General features: G+C 26.8%; 16 protein-coding genes, 1 other RNA gene and 1 pseudogene. 15 read left to right on the forward strand and 3 right to left on the reverse strand.

Translation table 11 applies throughout. The features are described from left to right. The 6 genes and pseudogenes from dnaA to CPIN17260_RS00030 all read left to right on the forward strand — a co-directional run. Positions 1-1,311: a chromosomal replication initiator protein DnaA gene (gene dnaA / locus CPIN17260_RS00005; protein WP_078440367.1), complete on the forward strand. Its 1,311-nt coding sequence runs from the start codon at positions 1-3 to the stop codon at positions 1,309-1,311. Between the two features lie 155 nt (positions 1,312-1,466). Further along, positions 1,467-2,534: a DNA polymerase III subunit beta gene (gene dnaN / locus CPIN17260_RS00010; protein ID WP_078440368.1), complete on the forward strand. Its 1,068-nt coding sequence runs from the start codon at positions 1,467-1,469 to the stop codon at positions 2,532-2,534. 19 nt (positions 2,535-2,553) lie between these two features. Further along, positions 2,554-4,884: a DNA topoisomerase (ATP-hydrolyzing) subunit B gene (gyrB, locus tag CPIN17260_RS00015; protein WP_069637857.1), complete on the forward strand. Its 2,331-nt coding sequence runs from the start codon at positions 2,554-2,556 to the stop codon at positions 4,882-4,884. Beyond that, positions 4,884-6,260, forward strand: a complete 1,377-nt coding sequence (locus tag CPIN17260_RS00020) for an EAL domain-containing protein (RefSeq protein ID WP_078440369.1) — start codon at positions 4,884-4,886, stop codon at positions 6,258-6,260. Before gyrB ends, CPIN17260_RS00020 begins: the two co-directional genes overlap by 1 nt. Positions 6,261-6,277: 17 nt before the next feature. Beyond that, entirely contained in the window at positions 6,278-6,988 is a 711-nt protein-coding gene (gene queF / locus CPIN17260_RS00025; RefSeq protein WP_078440370.1) for a preQ(1) synthase, read from the forward strand. 4 nt (positions 6,989-6,992) lie between these two features. Further along, a pseudogene (locus tag CPIN17260_RS00030) lies at positions 6,993-8,210 on the forward strand (HD domain-containing protein); the annotation flags it as partial. A 6-nt stretch (positions 8,211-8,216) separates the two neighbouring features. Here the strand turns inward: CPIN17260_RS00030 and ffs are convergent. Together ffs and rmuC are read right to left on the reverse strand one after the other, a co-directional pair. Further along, positions 8,217-8,314, reverse strand: an RNA gene (gene ffs / locus CPIN17260_RS00035) — signal recognition particle sRNA small type. Positions 8,315-8,388: 74 nt separating this feature from the next. Further along, the gene (gene rmuC, locus CPIN17260_RS00040; protein ID WP_078440371.1) at positions 8,389-9,888 is read right to left on the reverse strand and encodes a DNA recombination protein RmuC; all 1,500 of its coding nucleotides are present in this window, start codon (positions 9,886-9,888) and stop codon (positions 8,389-8,391) included. 189 nt (positions 9,889-10,077) lie between these two features. Here rmuC and CPIN17260_RS09080 point away from each other — a divergent pair, with 189 nt between their 5' ends. Then, positions 10,078-10,221, forward strand: coding sequence for a hypothetical protein (locus CPIN17260_RS09080; protein WP_157887309.1), 144 nt, complete (start codon positions 10,078-10,080; stop codon positions 10,219-10,221). 99 nt (positions 10,222-10,320) lie between these two features. On the opposite strand, the gene CPIN17260_RS00045 is transcribed toward CPIN17260_RS09080, so the two are convergent. Beyond that, positions 10,321-11,478 (reverse strand): tyrosine-type recombinase/integrase, encoded by a 1,158-nt coding sequence (locus CPIN17260_RS00045; RefSeq protein WP_078415340.1) that lies wholly within the window; start codon positions 11,476-11,478, stop codon positions 10,321-10,323. An 851-nt stretch (positions 11,479-12,329) separates the two neighbouring features. Here CPIN17260_RS00045 and CPIN17260_RS00050 point away from each other — a divergent pair. The 8 genes from CPIN17260_RS00050 to CPIN17260_RS00085 all read left to right on the forward strand — a co-directional run bounded on the left by CPIN17260_RS00050 (position 12,330) and on the right by CPIN17260_RS00085 (position 18,565). After that, a complete protein-coding gene (locus CPIN17260_RS00050; protein ID WP_078415339.1) occupies positions 12,330-13,430 on the forward strand; it encodes a hypothetical protein in 1,101 nt (366 codons plus the stop codon). Next, positions 13,431-13,919: a hypothetical protein gene (locus tag CPIN17260_RS00055; protein WP_078415338.1), complete on the forward strand. Its 489-nt coding sequence runs from the start codon at positions 13,431-13,433 to the stop codon at positions 13,917-13,919. Between the two features lie 10 nt (positions 13,920-13,929). Beyond that, entirely contained in the window at positions 13,930-14,919 is a 990-nt protein-coding gene (locus CPIN17260_RS00060) for a TrbJ/VirB5 family protein (protein WP_078415337.1), read from the forward strand. A 1-nt stretch (position 14,920) separates the two neighbouring features. Beyond that, positions 14,921-15,358: a single-stranded DNA-binding protein gene (locus CPIN17260_RS00065; RefSeq protein WP_078415336.1), complete on the forward strand. Its 438-nt coding sequence runs from the start codon at positions 14,921-14,923 to the stop codon at positions 15,356-15,358. Between the two features lie 2 nt (positions 15,359-15,360). Next, the gene (locus CPIN17260_RS00070; RefSeq protein ID WP_078415335.1) at positions 15,361-16,062 is read left to right on the forward strand and encodes a TrbM/KikA/MpfK family conjugal transfer protein; all 702 of its coding nucleotides are present in this window, start codon (positions 15,361-15,363) and stop codon (positions 16,060-16,062) included. 7 nt (positions 16,063-16,069) lie between these two features. Further along, positions 16,070-17,302 carry a toprim domain-containing protein gene (locus tag CPIN17260_RS00075; RefSeq protein ID WP_078415334.1) on the forward strand — a complete coding sequence of 411 codons (1,233 nt, stop codon included), beginning with the start codon at positions 16,070-16,072 and terminating at the stop codon, positions 17,300-17,302. Between the two features lie 149 nt (positions 17,303-17,451). Next, positions 17,452-17,709 carry a hypothetical protein gene (locus CPIN17260_RS00080; protein ID WP_078415333.1) on the forward strand — a complete coding sequence of 86 codons (258 nt, stop codon included), beginning with the start codon at positions 17,452-17,454 and terminating at the stop codon, positions 17,707-17,709. Positions 17,710-18,163: 454 nt separating this feature from the next. Then, complete coding sequence (locus CPIN17260_RS00085; protein WP_078415204.1) at positions 18,164-18,565, forward strand: hypothetical protein; 402 nt, start codon at positions 18,164-18,166, stop codon at positions 18,563-18,565. Positions 18,566-18,569 lie beyond the last annotated feature (4 nt).

Below are 18,569 nucleotides of genomic sequence, written 5' to 3' on the forward strand. Positions count from 1 at the left end.
TTGCTTGCAAATGAAATTTTAGAAACTCTAGGGACTCAAATATCCCAAAAAGAGTATGAATGCTATATAAAACAATTAAAATTTAATGAAAAAACATCAACAGATGAAAATATAGTATTTAATGCTCCAAATGAACTAATAGCAAAATTTATAACCACTAGATATTCAGAAAAAATAGCATATCTTTTTGAAGTAAAAACTGGTATAAAACCAAAAATAACAATTTCACTATCAAATAAATTAAAATCATCAAAAATAAACAAAGTAGATATAAAACAGATAAAAGCTCAAAGCACAATGTTAAATCCTACTTATACATTTGAAAATTTTGTTGTTGGAGCTTCAAATCAATTTGCATTTTTAAACTGCAAAATAGCATCAGAAGAACCGGGAGTTAAGTTTAATCCTATTTTTATATATGGCTCAACAGGTCTTGGAAAAACACACTTACTCCAATCAGTTGGAAATTATTGTCTAAATATCGGAAAATCAGTCGTATATATAACAAGCGAACAATTTATCAATGATTATATAAATAATTTAAAATTAAAAACAATGGATAGATTTCGCGATAAATACAGAAATTGCGATCTTTTACTTATAGATGATGTTCAGTTTTTAGGTAAGACAGATATGATACAAGAGGAGTTTTTTCACACATTTAATGAACTTCATAGTAAAAAAGCTCAAATCATAATGACATCAGATAAACCACCAAAAATTTTAAAAGGTTTTGAAGAGAGATTGATTTCAAGATTTGAATGGGGTTTAATGGCTGATATAACACCACCTGAGCTTGAAACAAAAGTGGCTATCATAGAAAGAAGATGTGAGTTTAATAAAATAACGTTAAATAGCGATATTATAAACTACATAGCAACTAATATGGGAGATAATATAAGAGAGATAGAAGGCGTTATAATACAACTAAATGCTTTTCAAAATTTATTACGCGAAGAGATTACACTTGATGTTGCAAAAAATGTTATAAAAGATCACATAAAAGAAAAAAGAGAAAATATAAACCTAGAAAATATCATAGATATAGTAGCAAAAGAGATGAATATAAAGCAAAGTGATATAAAGAGCAAATCAAGAGTAAAAAGCATAGTTGAAGCAAGAAGAATAGTAATCTATCTAGCAAAAAATTTAACTCCAAACTCAATGCCAAAACTTGCTAATTACTTTGATATGAAAGATCACAGTGCTATAAGCCACAATATAAAAAAGATAAATGAGCTTATAAAAACAAATGAAGTTTTTAGACTTAGAGTTGAAGAAATAAAAAATAAAATTTTGACAAAAGGATGATAAAATAAAATGAAATTTGTGAATATATGTGAATTAAAAATAAAAAATATTCACAATGAAAACAACGAAATACTCGCAAGAAAAAGTAATTTTCACATTTTCACAGAGTATACTATTAAAACTAAAATAAATTTAAAAAATAAGAAAGGCAAAATATGAAAGTTTTTATTAATAAAAATGTCCTTGAAAGCATAGTAACAAATACAAACCCATATTTAGAAAAAAAAGATCTAAGTGTAATAACATCTCATATAGTTATATCAGCACAAGATTCTGTTTTAAATATAAAAGCTACTGATTATGAAATAGGTTTATCATATAAACTAACAAATGTAAAAATAGTAGATGAGGGAACAGCTACTGCAAATGGTAAAAAATTATTGGACATAATAAGAAGTTTAAAAGATGATGAAGTTATTTTAGAAACTATGAATAACTATCTATATATAAAACAAAAAAATTCAAAATATAAACTTCCTATGTATAAATTTGAAGACTTTCCAAATTTTCCAAAGATAGAAGGTAAAAATAAATTTGACATAGATGCTGTTTTATTTGGTAGAAGTCTTAAAAAAATACTTCCAAATATAGAACAAGGAAATAGCAAAAGAGAGTTAACAGGTGCTTTAATAGATATAAAAGAAAATTACATAAACATAGTAGGAACTGACTCTAAAAGATTAAGTATTTTTAAACTAGAAACTCCAACTCAAAATGAATTTTCAATAATAATTCCAAAAAAAGCAATAAGTGAAATGCAAAAGCTATTTTTTGATAAAATAGAAATTTACTATGATGAAAACACATTAATAGCACAAAGTTCTAATTTTGAGTTTTATACAAAACTAATAAATGGAAAATATCCAGACTATGAAAGAGTAATTCCAAAAGAAGTTAAAAATAGATTAAAACTAAGTAGAGATAAGATGATAGATGGTATAAAAACTATATCAATACTTAGTGAAACTATGAAAGTTACATTCTCAAAAGAAAATATAACATTTGAAAGTGTTATAGAAGATAATTCTGAAGCAAAAACTACAATAGAATATCAAACAGGACTTGAAGAGGATATAACAATAGGACTTAGAAATAGATTTTTACTTGATTTCTTATCAAGTATAGAAGAAGATGAGTTTGAACTTGGATTTAATGATTCGAATTTAGCATTTACAGTAACTTCTAAAGATCTAAAAACAGTATTAATGCCTATAGTATTATAAAAATTAAGAAAGAGAAATAATGTCTGAAATAGAAAATAAAGCATACGGTGCAGGAAGTATTAAAGTATTAAAGGGGCTAGAAGCCGTTAGAAAAAGACCAGGTATGTATATCGGTGATACAAACATAAATGGTCTTCATCATATGATATATGAGGTTGTAGATAACTCTATAGATGAGGCTATGGCTGGTTATTGTGATACTATAAATGTTGAAATTACAACAGAAGGTAGTGTTATAGTTACAGATAACGGTCGTGGTATTCCTGTAGATATGCATCCAACAGAAAAAATTCCAGCAGCTACTATTGTTTTAACAGTTTTACACGCTGGTGGTAAGTTTGATAAAGATACTTATAAAGTTTCAGGTGGTCTTCATGGTGTTGGTGTATCTGTTGTAAATGCATTATCAAAAAAATTGGTTTTAAATATCAAAAGAGATGGAAATTTACATAGACAAGAGTTTTCAAAAGGTATACCAGTAACAGATCTTGAAGTAGTAAAAACTACAAATAGAACAGGAACTTCTGTTGAGTTTTGGGTAGATGATAGTATTTTTGAAGTTACTGATTTTGATAAAAATATACTTGCAAAAAGATTTAAAGAATTAGCATATTTAAATCCAAAAATAACTATAAATTTCAAAGATAGTAGAATTGGATTTAGTGAAACTTATAAATTTGAAGGTGGTCTTGAAAGCTTTGTAAATGATTTAAATAAATCAAATGCTGTAAGCAAAGCTGTATCTTTTAGTGGTGGTGAAGAAGATGTTATAGTTGATTTTGCACTTATATATAATGAAACATATAGTGAAAATTTACTTAGTTTTGTAAACAATATCAAAACCCCAGATGGTGGAACACATGAAGCTGGTTTTAGAGCTGGTTTAACTAGAGTTATAACAAATTATATATCAGCTAATGCTTCAGCCAGAGAAAAAGATACAAAAATAACAGGCGAAGATATAAGAGAGGGTCTTATAGCTGTTGTAAGTGTTAAGGTTCCTGAACCACAATTTGAAGGTCAAACAAAAGGAAAACTTGGCTCAAGCTATGTAAAACCAATAGTTCAAAAGATGACTTTTGAAGTTCTAACTAAATATTTTGAAGAAAATCCTATAGAAGCAAAAGCTATAATGAATAAGGCTTTAATGGCTGCTCGTGGTAGAGAAGCTGCTAAAAAAGCAAGAGATTTAACCCGCAAAAAAGAGAGTTTTAGTGTAGGAACTTTACCTGGAAAATTGGCTGATTGTCAAAGTAAAGATCCAACTATAAGTGAGCTTTATTTGGTTGAGGGCGATTCTGCTGGTGGTTCTGCAAAACAAGGTCGTGATAGAGTTTTTCAAGCTATACTTCCTTTAAAAGGTAAAATTTTAAATGTTGAAAAATCAAGACTTGATAAAATTTTAAAATCAGATGAAATAAAAAATATGATAACAGCACTTGGTTGTGGCATAGGTGAAGAGTTTGATGCTGAAAAATTAAGATATAATAAAATAATCATAATGACAGATGCCGATGTTGACGGAAGCCATATCCAAACACTACTTTTAACATTCTTCTTTAGATTTTTAAATCAAGTTGTTGAAAATGGTTATGTATATTTAGCACAACCGCCTTTATATAGATATGAAAAAGGTAAAAAAGAGGTATATCTAAAAGATGATAAAGCTTTAAATGAGTTTTTAATTCAAACAGGGATTGAAGGGATTGATTTTAAAGGAATCGGGACTAATGATTTAGTTGATTTTTTAAAGATAGTTGCCGCTTATGATAATGTATTAAATGAACTAGCAAATAGATTTAACTTACTTATAGCTTTAAGATATATGATAGAAAATCCAGATATAATAGGAAAAACATATCAAGAAATTTTTGAAATTTTAAAAACATATCTTGAAAGTAAAGGTTATAATATATTAAACTCATATGTAAATGATGAAGAGGTTAGAATTTATGTTCAAACAGAAAACGGCCTTGATGAGTTTTATATAAATGATAATTTATTTTCAAATCCTTTATTTGAAGAAGCACTCCATATAAATAGAAAAATTGTTGAAAGAGATATGGATTTTGGTGGAAAAGATGTTTTAGATGTCTTAAAAGAAGTTATTGATAATGCCAAAAAAGGAAATAATGTAAAAATTCAAAGATATAAAGGTCTTGGTGAGATGAACCCTGACCAGCTTTGGGAAACTACTATGAATCCTGAAAATAGACGTTTATTAAAAGTAAATATACAAGATGCACAAAGTGCAAGTGATACATTTAATTTATTTATGGGTGATGAAGTTGAACCAAGAAGAAATTATATTCAAGAACATGCAAAAGATGTAAAACATTTGGATATTTAATGAAAAATGCACAAAATGTAGAGCGATCTCATCGTTTTAAAATAGCCTTAAAGATTGCTCTACCTTTTATTGCTATAATAGCCTTTTTATCATATATATTTTTTAAAACAAACAATATAAGTAGTAAAGATATTATTCTTTTTACATTGCTTACTTTTTGCTATGTATACTTTACTACTTATATGATGTATCAAAGTTTTAAAGATAATGTGCTTGATAGTGTTGTAGATGTTTTTCATAGAAAAAAAATAATAGAAATTATCTCAAAAAAAATAAAAAAATATCATGAAAACGATAATTTAATTTTATTAAATTTTAAAAATATAGATGATATTTCCCAAAGATATGGATTAAATTTTGGAGATGAAATTTTAAGAAAAGGAGTTGGAAAATTAATAGATTTTTTAGAAAAAAATAAAATAAAAGATAGCGAAATTGGAAGATATAGTGGTGGATATTTTTTAATTTTTGCAAATGCAAATAAGGCATATATTACACATATTCTAAATATTTTTTCTAAAAAAATACAAAATGATGGTATAAATGATATTGAAATAAAAACTAATTTTGCTTTAGTCAATGCTAATTATTCAAAAGATTTAAAAAATAGTATAAATTTTTTATTAAATGATATAAATGGTAATGAATATAGCCATAATAATATAAATGAGTATGAAAATGAAGTTTGTAAAAGTATAGATGATTTAAATTTTATCTTTAAAACTCAAAAGATTATAAGTTTAAATGATAATTCTTATCTTTATTCAGTTGTTCCTATATTAAAAACAAACAATTTTGGAAAAATTTCAAAAACTATTTTTATGGATATTGCCAATAAAAATGGATATGAAATTACTCTTGATAAAAATATTTTTTCTGAATTTTTTAAAAAAGTAACAATTAAAGAAAATGAAAAATTTATTTTAGATGTTTCAGCAGTTAGTATTAGGAATAATACATTTTTAAATTTTTTAAAAGATTTTATAGAAAAAAATAATATAGATCCAAAAAATATAATTTTTGAATTTAATGAACATGAAATTTATACTCATATTAAAAGATTTGATGAAATTATAAAAATGTATAAAAAATTAGGTTTTAGTTTTGCTATCAGTCATTTTGGAGGTAAAAATAGCTTTTTTACATATTTTTTAAATTTAAAAATTGATTACATAATTTATGACATTTCTATAAGTAAAAATTATGAAAAAGAAAAGATAAAAAATGTATTTTTAAAATTTAATGAAATTTGTAAAGAATTAGGTATAAAAAGTATTATAAAGTTTGTAGAAAAAGCTGAAGTTTTAGAATTTGCTAAAGAAAATAAGGTTGATTTTATTCAAGGCTTTTTTATAGAAAAACCAAAAGAAGTTTAAAAAATTTAAGGAAAAAAATGCAATACGGTGAAGAAATTATAAAAGAATTTGATGTTGAAAGAGATTTAGAAGTTTGGGAAAACAAAAACGAAAGAGAGTTTGTTATAAGGATAACTCTACCTGAGTTTTGTTGTCTTTGTCCTCGTTCAGGATATCCTGATTTTGCTACTATTTATGTTGATTATATTCCAGATAAATTAGTAGTAGAGTTAAAAGCTATAAAGCTTTATATAAATAGCTTTATGAGTAGAAAAATTAGCCATGAAGATAGTATAAATGAGATATATTCTGCGATAGAGAAAAAAATTCAACCAAAATGGATGAAAATAGTAGGTGATTTTAATCCTCGTGGAAATGTTCATACTGTTGTTGAAATATGTTCTGAAAGCTTTATAAAAGAGAAAAAAGTTGAAGCTGAAACCAGACAAGACAATAGAAGTGCCGGTGCTAGACGCATAAATGAGCGTGAAAATGATAGAAAAAGAGATTTTGCTCCTAGACGTAGTAATGATAGAAGAGATTCTTTTAGAGGAAATGATAGGGATAGAGGCGATAGAGGAAATTTTAGGGGTGGTGATAGAGATAGAGGAAATTTTAGAGGAAATGATAGGGATAGAGGCGATAGAGGAAACAACTCTAGAGGCGACAACAGAGGTGGCTCAAGAGATGGCTATAGAAAGATACAATACGAAAATGATAAACAACCAAATATAGTTAAAAAAGATTAAAAAAATGGTAAGTGCGAAACTGATAGAACATATACTAAAAGCGGCTTCCATTTCAAGATGGAATGACTATCCAAAAATGACAAATTTAGTTGAGCTTGATAAACAAGCTCATAAGTTTATCATCGCTTATTTTATTGCAAAATTAGAAAATGATGTTGATATAAATTATATTATTGAAGCTGGAATTTTTGAGTTTTTAAGCCGTGTTGTTGTTACTGATATTCGCCCTGATGTTTTTCACTATATACAAAAAAATAAAAAAGAAGAAGTTAACGACTGGGTTATAAATAAGCTAGAAAATATCGTTAGTGATATTGATGATGGTAGATTTTTTGAAAAGTTAAAAAAATATCTTTTAAGTAGCGAAAAAGACCACACAAAAGAGCGTCTTATATTAAGAGCTGCTAGCTATCTTGCTACAAGGTGGGAGTTTAGCATAGTCTATCAAACTAGCCAATTTTTAAGCGACATAGATGAAGTAAAACGCAAAGTTGAAGAAGAGCTTGAAGACTATTATGAACTAATAGGCGTTAGAAAAATAGCTATGAATCAAAAATTAGCTAGATTAGTTGATCTAAGTGGAAGACTTAGATTTCAAAAAAGATGGGCTCAAACACCTAGGATACCAGAAACAGCTGTTTTAGGGCATATGCTAGTTGTTGCTATACTTAGCTATTTTTATTCTATAAAAGTTAAAGCTTGCGATAAAAGGCTTGAAAATAACTTCTTTTGTGCTTTATTCCATGATTTGCCAGAAAGTTTAACTAGAGATATCATAAGCCCTGTCAAATACGGTATTCAAGGTTTAAATGAGATAATAAGTGATTATGAAATGAGACTTATAGATGAGCAAATTTTACCATTTGTTCCAAATTTCTATAAAGATGAATTTTCATATATTTTAGGTATTAGAAAAGAAAATGGAAAATTTATAAAAGATGAGTTTGAAAATAGAATTTTTGACAATTTCATAACACTTACACAAGGAACTATGGAAAATTATAACGAAGATAAATACAATGCAATAGATGGCAAAGCTTTGAAATATTGTGATAAATTAGCAGCTTATATAGAGGCTGGTATATCTATAAGTTATGGTGTAAAGTCAAAAGAATTAATTGATGGATTTGAAAAAATGCAGAAATTTTTTAATGAAAAGCCAAAAATAGATGGAGTTGATTTTCTAAGTGTATGTGATGACTTTGATAAGCATTTTTCTTTAAAAGACCCCTTCTCAGATAACTGCGGCACACACTAAATATAAGTGCTCTGCTGTGTTCCCACCCTGAAGCGGTGCCTATAAATAGCATTGCACAGGTCTAAGAAGGAGCGAACTTGGATTTTACTAAAATGTTACTTAAAATATAGTAAAATTTTAGTAATCCTTAAAATAAAAAATATTATTTAGCTGATATATATTTTACTATCTCATCATCGTTAAGGTCAGCAACATCTTCTGTTTTTTCTATATCTATACGATTTAAAGTACTATATACACCTTGAGATTTAAATAGTTTTTTATTGCAATTATCCACAGATGATTTTAATTTTTCTGTATATTTATCTACTTCTTGAACCAACTCATTAAACGCTTCTTCAGCCAAAATACCCCTTGATTTTGCATCTTCTATCACTCTAAGAGTCTTTCCTAGTGTCTTAATACTATTAAACACAGACCAAAAATCAATCGCAATATTTACTATCATTCTTATATGAGTAGGCTCTACTATCTCGATATTTTTCTCATTAGCAAAGCCCAAAATATCGGGTTGCATATAGCTTAAATAAGAGTATATCTCATAAGGCACACACATAAACAAAGTAGGGTATATATCGCCACTTCCCGAGTTATACCCTTTTTTTCCAAAGCCCAAAACCGTATTTTTCATAGTAGTAGCAAATTCAGACTTAGCTTGTTTTATCTTTTCTTCGTTTGATTGTGGATTTGTTATGATAGCTACCATTTTATTATAGTTTTCTATATTGTTTTTTGCATCTATTATTATAAATTTATTATTTGGAAGCACTATCTTAAAGTCAGGTCTTAAAGCACCATCTACTTTTTGAGCAAAATAAGTGATATCCTTAACCATACCACCATTTATAAGCATTTGTTCTATTGTCTTTTCAAAATACTCCCCAGCAAAGCGATTTGCCTTATAATCACGCTCATTGCTTCTATCATACATTGCTTTGACTTTATTGCTTACATCATTCATTTGCTCGTTAAGTGTGATTTTAAGCCTATCGTATTCGTTAGATAAAGCATTATTTTTTTCATTTAGTTCGTTATTTGTTTGGATTAGATTTTTCTTGTCGTTTTCTAGCGATGAAACTACCATATTTATAGCATCTATCTTATTTATATTATCTCTTTTTTCTATCTCAAAACTACGATTTAAATCATCTAATTTTTTATTTTCTAAAGCTATCTTATCAAGTTCTTTTGTTATAAACTCAAGTTTTGTTTCTAACTCAGTTTTTTTACCTATCAAATCACGATTTTTTATCTCAAATTCGCCTATTTTTAGGGTTAGATCCCTTATCTTTTCATCATCTAAACTTTTTATAGCTAAAATTTTTGCATTTTCGCTATTTAGCCTCATTATCTCAGTACTAAACTGTCTATTTTGTTCATCAAATCCATTTTTGACATTTTTTAAAATCTCAATCTCTTTTTGCCTAGTTCTAACATCTTCTTCTAAATTTAGAATATGATTTTTCAATTGTTCTTTTTTATCTTTAAAAATCTCATTATTTGCACTTATAGTATTTTCTAGTTCAAAAATTTTTGATGTGTATTGCTTTTTTAGATGTTTAATTTTTATTAAATTAAAAAATAAACATAAAACTATACTACCAAGACCAGAAATTAAACCTATTAATATATATTCATTCATTACTTTTAATACCTAAATATTAGAAAAATAATTTATATTATTTAATCATATTATTTTTCTAATTCAACTTTTTATATTGTTAATATCTCTTATATTAATTTTATTATATAATATTTTGATAAATTTAATAAGTTGAATATTTTTTTAAAATTATCTTTTCTGATTTATTTTTTATTGGAGATGTTATATATGGAAGATTTTCTTGATAAATTTGAAATTAAAATCGGAGATTTTATTTTAATTACAGGAAATCTAATTAAATTTATTAAAAAAGCTAAAAAAATAGACAAAGAATTTAATTTAAATTTATTAAGCTTTAATACCCTGAAATAGGGCTTTAAACACATTAAAAGAAGTGAAAATTATTCTATTTTTATTAAATTTTATCGATATTATAGCATGGTTTTCTAAAAATATGACTAAAAATAAATTTTAAATGACAATATCATTTAAAAAAACAGCCCTTTGCTTGACTTCTTTTGGCAAATATTTTGCATATGAGCGATAAGTTTCATTCAAATCCTTATGACCCATCATTTTGCAACCAACCCACATCGGCTCCTCACCACGACTTAACATAACGGATGCAAATGAATGCCTAGTGTCGTAAAGTCTGCGTATATTATAGCCAAGTTTTTCTTGCAAATCATTAAATTTAATCCTTATCATTGAACGAGAACGCCTAAAAATTCTTTTATTTTTATCACTTGCATCTAGCTTTATAAGCTCTTTATGAACGATGCTAAGCATATCAATCGTGCGATTGCTTGTTTTGGTTTTTGGAGAATCCACAATACCAACATCAGAAAGTGTTTTATTAATGCGAATTTGTCTATTTTCAAAATCTAAATCACCAAAAGTAAGAGCGAAAATCTCGCCAGTTCTAGCACCTGTAAAAAAAGCAACTATCAAAAATAAGCGTAGTTCTTCATCGTTCGCATTTTTTATAAGTTCCAAAATTTCTTCAAGGCTAAAAGGTGTAAATTTTTCATCGTTCACATTATCATATTGTTGTTTGAATCTTGGCATGTAAAACGGGTTTTTTGAGATTAAATCATTATTTACAGCATAGCGAAATAACATTTTTAAAAAGGAGCAATAGCCACTAATAGAACTATCTTTTAAGCCTTTATCCTTAAAAAATTGAACAAATTCAACACTATGATGCCTTTTAAAATCAGGTAAATAATGGATGCCTTTATATTCTAAAAAATCACTAACAGCATTACTCATAACACCATAAAGCTTAATAGTTTTGTCTTTTAAAAAAGATTTTTCTTGAAGCAAATTATTAATCACACTATCAAAACTAAACTCGCTACTATTTTTTATAGGCTTTAATTCATTTTCTGTTTTTCTTAGTTGACGATCGACTTGGGAATTCTCAAGCTCATAATAATCACGCCTAGCTTTTTCAAGTTCAGCCTTAGAACCTATAAACCTATCATAATTTTTACGTATAAAATCAAATGCAAGAGCAGACTTTTTAATACCAGTAGAGCGACGAATTCTCTCACCATCTTTTTGATGGTCAACATAAAACCTGCCTTTTTGAATATAAATATTTCTATTTTTTGGTAAATTTTTCATAAGTAGATTTTAGCAAAAAAATCTCAATAAGTAAATTTAACATATAAGCATTATTCCCTTAATATAAATAAATATTTTATTATAATATTAAATTAATAGTATAATTTAAGATTTAAAAATAATATAAAATAATATTTCAAAGCTTAAAGTCCATAATAAAGGGATTAATATATTAAAAATAGCTTAAAAATAATCTAAATTTATACTAAGAATTACAAAATGTTCCGATAAAACGATTTTTTAAATTAAGGTTCAAGTCTAAAAATAAGAACACAACATAGCATTTAAAGGTTTTTAAAGGATTAAGCAAAAATTAGAATAAAAGTTTAAGTTTTTACAAAATGTTCCAGCCCTTACTATATATAAAAAATACAAATTTAAAAAGGGAAAAGAAATTAAATATTGGAGAGTTTAGAAATTTAGAATTTTTAAATTTTATTTAAATTTGACAAAACTTAAAAAAATATTAAATTATAGTTTTAGTATAGATTTTTTTATTTTTTTGCTTTCTAAGAAAAAATTTATTTTAATTATTAATGACAAAGGAATTTTTTAAAATTTGAATGATTAAAATATTTTTTTAATGTTTTAATGATTGTTGGCAATTTTGATTAATTTTAAGGGGTGTTTTAGGGCTTAAAAATAAAAAGTAAGGAAAATATACGAAAAAAGTTTAATTTTAATTGTATAGCATTTAAAAGGCATTTGTGAGCATTTTTAAATTTTAGCCGTTTTTTTGTTTTTTGTGTGCCACTTTTTACAGCTATTTTAAATTTGATTAGAAGTAAAATACCTTAAAAGTGTTTGTCTAAAATTAACACTATGAATTAAATCAATAATAGGACTAAAAGATGATCGACAAACTAACACAAGAGCAACTTAATGAATGGAGCTATCTTCAAGAGCAAGAAGCATATGAATCATTAGAACAAAAAAATAATGAATCAGAATTGAAAGAAAACGAAAAGAAGAAAAAACAAGCACAGCAAAGCTTTAATTCTTCAAACGAACATTTAAGTAAAGATGCAAAACAAGCCATTAAAACATTAGAAAAAAAAGAAAAAATAGATAAGAAAATACAAGAAAAACAAGCAGAACTAAACGAATTTAAAAGCCCAAAACAAAAAAGAGAATTTTTAAAAAACAAGTTGGATAATATAGAAAATAATCAGAATTTAAAAGAGAGCTTGGAAATTTTAAAAGAAAAAGAAAAATTAGACGAGCAAATAAAAGCCAAAGAAAAAGAGATAAAAAATGAAAATTTAAAAGACAATACTAGCGAAACAGAAAAAGGGAAAGAAAACCAAGAAGAACAAGGCAAGAAGCAAAATCAAGGTAACTCAGCCGAACAAGATGACTGGGATAAAAGAGCTAAAGAACTTGAGCTACAACACGAAAAAGAGCTAGAAGCATTAAAAGAACAACAATCAAAGCTTGAAGCAAATTTTCAAAAGTCTATAGACAATTTAATGAACAGCGATGGGATAAATGGTGTAATTACGGCATTACAGGAAATGGATAGAAGTCTAGAAATGATGTTAAAACAAGGGAAAGAAGAAAGCGAAACTAAAGACAAACAACGTAAAGAAAAACTAGAAATGGCATTTGATAGTCCTAAATTTAAAGAAGCTGTAGGGGATTTGGTAAAAGAAGTATATAAAGAACAAAAAAAGGTTAAAAATGGTTTAACAACTATGGAAAATGAGCAAATAAATTATACTAAACTACAAAGTACATATGAAAAAGAAACCAAAAAAGGATTAGATGTTAAAGGATATGAAAAATTAAAAACAATGATAAGCAACATAGAGAAAGAAACTCCAAATTTCAAAGAAAATTATCCTAAATTTTATAAAAAAATAAATGATACTTTAAAACAAACAAAAAATAAAATTTTAAACAAAAGTACAAAAGAAGCAAAAAAAGAGCAATCAAAAGGGAAAGAAAGATAAATGCAACAAAATAACGAAGAAATAACTCCATATAGTAATAAAACACCTAAAGAAAAACTGGAATACATAAAAGAAATTTTAGACAACAGTAATAAACAAACTCAAGAAGAAAAATATATTGACTTAAATCAAGCTTTGGCTGTTGCAAGCGAATCTTATGATCGCAATAAAGCTTATGAACATATGTTTAACAATGTTAAAATAATTGATATGCCAGAACAAGAACAAAATAAAATATTTCAAGAAGAAAATCCAAAATTATACAAAGAATTAAAAAATGAATTTAAACTTATGCAAAATGAAAGTAATCTTCAAAAGAAAACATTAAATGCAGATATAAAAACTATAATTAAATCTTATCACGAATTTAAAATAGGAAAAAATATAAACAAAATTAGATTTAAAACACATTATCCAAAATCTTTTGAAAAAATGCAAAAGACAAATGATAAAGATTTAATGCTTAGCAATAACTTTAAAGGAAGATAAGGGATATCAAATGAAAAAAACATTAATAGCACTAAGTATTGCTACTTCACTATATTTGAATAATTTAAATGCTGGCGGAATTCCAACGATAGATGTTGCTGCGATTGCACAAGCTGTAGTTGGATATACTCAAACTTTAAAAGATTATGCGGAACAAATTAAACAATATGAGCAAATGGTTCAAGACACATTAAACTTTGAAAAACAAATGAAAGAATTAGGTGTTGATATGAATGATGTTAATCAAATACTAGGAGATGTAACACAGATGATCAATTCAATGAAAGACATCTATAGTAGCGTTAAAAATATTCCAGAAGATATTATGGGCGACGTGGCAAGAGTTAAAATGGCTTGTTCGTTTTTAGAAACAAATAGTCAATTTTTTGGAATATCGGTTAAGACTTCAAGCAATAAACTAACAAGCAAAATAAATCAATGCACATCAGCACTAAGGAATGGAGTAAATTTAAGCAAAAGTATAGAAGAAATAACCGCCAAGATGAATGCATCCATTGATCCAATAGAAAGAGCAAACTATAAAGCTCAGATTGCAAATATTAAAAATGCGGAAAAATTTTTACAAGCAAGAGAGAATGCAACAAAGACTGATGCATTATTGGCATTTGAAGATGTATTTCACAAAGGAGATAAAACAAATTCATACTCAAAAGCAAAAATGAATGACGATTTAAATAAATTCGCAAAACAACTAAGTAAGGCAAACAATCAAAAACAAGCCCAAGCACTTACAAACTCATTACTGCTTAAAATTTTAGAAAATTTACAACATCAATATGAGCTAAACATTAATTATGCAAGTACAATGGCATCAAGTAGACAGTTATATAATAACAGTAATAAAAATTTAACTGAAGAGAGTTTTAATAAAAGTGTAGTCGAATATAAACGCAATGATGATATATTTGAACCCGAAACAAAACAGCTACCAAAAGATGAACTAGGACTTCCAAAATTTATATTTAAAAGGAGTAATTAAAATGAATAAAGTTGATTTATGTGGATATCTAGGAAGAGATTTTGAATTAAGATATAGTAACGCAGGAAATGTAATAGCAAGTAATTCATTGGCAATAACCAAAAAATGGACAGATAGTAATGGAAACAGAGTAGAACATACAGATTGGATACCTATTAAACTATTTGGCAAAACGGCAGAAGTAGTAAATCAATACTTCAAACAAGGCTCTCAATTTTTATGCTCAGGGGAATTAGCAACAGACGAATATATAGATAATAACGGAAATACGAGATATATTTGGGAAGTTAGAGTTAAAGAATTTTATTGGCTAAATCAAAAAGGGAATAAAAAAGACGTTTGCGATCCAAACAAAACCGAAAATATGCTTTCTTCAAATTTAGAGCCAATCGAGAGCATAATACACGAAGAAGAAATGCAAAATTTAGCAAAGGATTAGAAATGAAAAAACTAGTTTTGGCAATAACTATAGCTTTATCTTTAGCAAATAGCATAAACGCAGGGGATATACTAACTGGCGACACAAAACTTGCTTGTGAAGCTATTTTGTGTTTAAGTAGCGGAACGCGACCAAGCGAATGTAGTTCATCAATAAAAAGATATTTTTCTATTCATAAGAAAAAATGGAAAGACACTATTAATGCAAGAAGAAACTTTTTAAGACTTTGTCCTGTTGGCTCATCTGCAGTCGACGATAAAGTATTTGCGGATTTAAGAGATAATGTTTTGCCTAATTTGAATGCCGATCAGTGTACTGCAAAATGGCTAAATAATAATCCTGATACAGAATGTATAAAAAAGAGTTGTGGCAAACACCGTTGTCGTTGTGTTGAGTATAAATATAGACCAAAAACATCACTTCCAGCATTTTGTAATGCTCTTTATAATCATAAATACACAAATGTTAAGCCAAAAAATGTATGTAAAAATACTAGATGGTATTCTAGTATAGAATGGTCTAGTGGAAAGGCTTATACAAATATTTCAAAAGATGAATACAATAATTTAAAAGCAAAAGGCTTTAAAAATTTAATAGTTAACACAAGTAGTAGTAAATTTTGCAAAAGATCAAACTCAGAGTTTTGCAAAACTTATTATAAAGTAGAAGATATTAAAAAAGATTGTTGGGTAAATAAGGATTAAAATCGTGATGGAAGTAAAAAAAGAAAATTTAGTAGAACTTCCATTGGATGAAATTTTAAAAAATAACGGTTACTACGAGAAGAGAAATAAGAGTAGCAGAAACTATAAGACTCTTACAAACGATCAAGATGATACAATAGTTATATCACGCCAAACCAATGGGCATTATTTGTATTTTAATCCAAGCGACAATGACGATAGGGGAAATATTTATAATTTTGCAAAGAATCGCGGTGTAGAAATAAGAGAACTAATAAACAGCGACAGAATAAATATAAACGAATTAAAAAGCAATATAAAACCGATAGAAACAACAAATCAAAGCAATAAAAAAGTAATAGAAGACTTTAAAAAATTACCTACTATTGCAAACAATTCATTTTTAGTAGCCAAAAGGAAAATTGATCTCCAAATTTTAAATAGTTTTAGTATGTTAAAACAAGATGAAAAATATGCAAATGCCATAGTACCAAGTTACACTTATAAAAGCTTTCGCAATAGAGAGAAAGAAATTGGATTTTTAATCCAAACAGGAAGTGTTAGTTACCTTTCAAGACCTCTTAGCAAAGATAGGCAAGGAAATCCTTATGATAAGCCAATTAAACAGCTGTGTAACGGAAACAAAGGATTGGAAATTTTAAAAGGGGACGACTCACAAAAAAATTTAAAAAACTTTAAATATATTGTAATTTGCGAGAGTGCAATAGATGCTTTGTCATATTGTGAACTAAAAAAGTTAAATTTAAAAGAAACTATTTTATGCTCAACAAATGGGCAAATATCAAGTAGTCAAAAAGAAGTATTTAGTTATCTAAATGAAAAAGCTACAAATGCAAATATAATACTAGCATTTGATAACGATAAAAAGGGGATAGAATTTAATGGCATAGTAAAAGAGATAATCCCACGAGCAGTAACAGATAAAGCCATTTTAAAAGACTTTAATGATGATTTGGTTGTAGGGAAAATACTTGGACTAAAAGCTGATGAAATTAGCAAAGAGAGTATCACAAAGCCATTAAACGAATTTAACAAAAAAGTGGAATATTTATCAAAGAAATATGATTTTTTAGAACCACAGGCGAAAAACAATAAAGTAAAGGAATTATTTGGATGTAATATGTCTAAATTTAAAGAAATAGAGCCAAAAGTGCGATATTTAGCAGGAATGAGAGAGTGTTATAAGAGGCTAGATATCGTCTGTAAAAAAATAGAAAAAGATTATTTAAAACAGAGATAAAGGGAAAGAAAATAAGTGTTTTTACACTTTAAGGCTTATATAAGCTTATATAATATAGCTAAAAAGCCGATAAAATCGCTATTTAATAGCATTTTACGAATTGCAACTTTTTACAAAATGTCCCGATAAAGCGAAAAGGAAATTGAAATATGGATAGACGTTATAATAAATTTGAAAGAGCATACGAAACAATGATAGAGTTATCAAAAACTCCTCTTCCCTTTGAACAAATAAGCAATATAAATGACAAAGAGATTGTATTTTTAAAAAAAACAATAGAAATGATGGTAAATTATCTTGACTCGTTAGGCTTTGAAATTAAAGGTTTAAGCAAGGAAGTCCTAGCATTTATCGACGAAGAGATAGAGCAAAGAAAGCAAACAAAACTATATTTAACCCATTTTTAACGCATATCCTTCATTAAAACAGGTGTTTTTTACACTTTAAGGCTTGTATAAGCTTACAAAATATAGCTAAAAAACCGATAAAATCGCTATTTGATAGCATTTTATGAATTACAACTTTTTACAAAATGTTCCGATAAAGTAGAATAAAAAACAAATAACAAAAAAAGAAAGAGTAATGAATTGTTATAGCATATTCAAAATAGTCTCTTTTTTGTAAAATAAATAATACATAATAAAAAAAGAGATTATATTTTAAATAACACTTTATAACTTATAAATAACTTTATAATAACTAATTATTTAACACTTTATAACTTTAATATAACTAATATTTTACTATATATTTAACACAATATAATCATATTTTAACACACTTTAAGAAAATAGTGATATAATTATAAGAACATATTTATTCTAAATTATGTATAATTTTGGAAAATTCAAGGAGAAGATCATGCAAAGGTTTAAAACTTTAGTAGCTATTGCTACAACAGGGGTTATAATATCAGGATGCAGTGAATTAAAGTTACCCGAACTACCAAAGATGCAAAGTAGCAAACAAACAAGCGATATTAATAGTATATCCTCAAAAAAACCTTATCAATTAACAGAAGTAGAATGTAAAAGACTATTAAAAATGGAGAAAGAAGCAAAAGAAACAAAAAAGATAGCCGATGAAGAAACGAGAGTTAAAGGGCAAAGAAATGTTCAAGGCAATATTTATCTTGATGCAGCAAACAAAATGGCAAAACTCAATAAAATATATTATTTAACTGAAAAGTTGAAATATTGCAAAGAATTAGGTAAAGAGACAGTCAATATCGACATAGATAAAATAATGGAAATAAATCGATAAATTG

Origin of the sequence: Campylobacter pinnipediorum subsp. pinnipediorum, from assembly GCF_002021925.1 — a bacterium.
GTDB lineage: Bacteria > Campylobacterota > Campylobacteria > Campylobacterales > Campylobacteraceae > Campylobacter_A > Campylobacter_A pinnipediorum.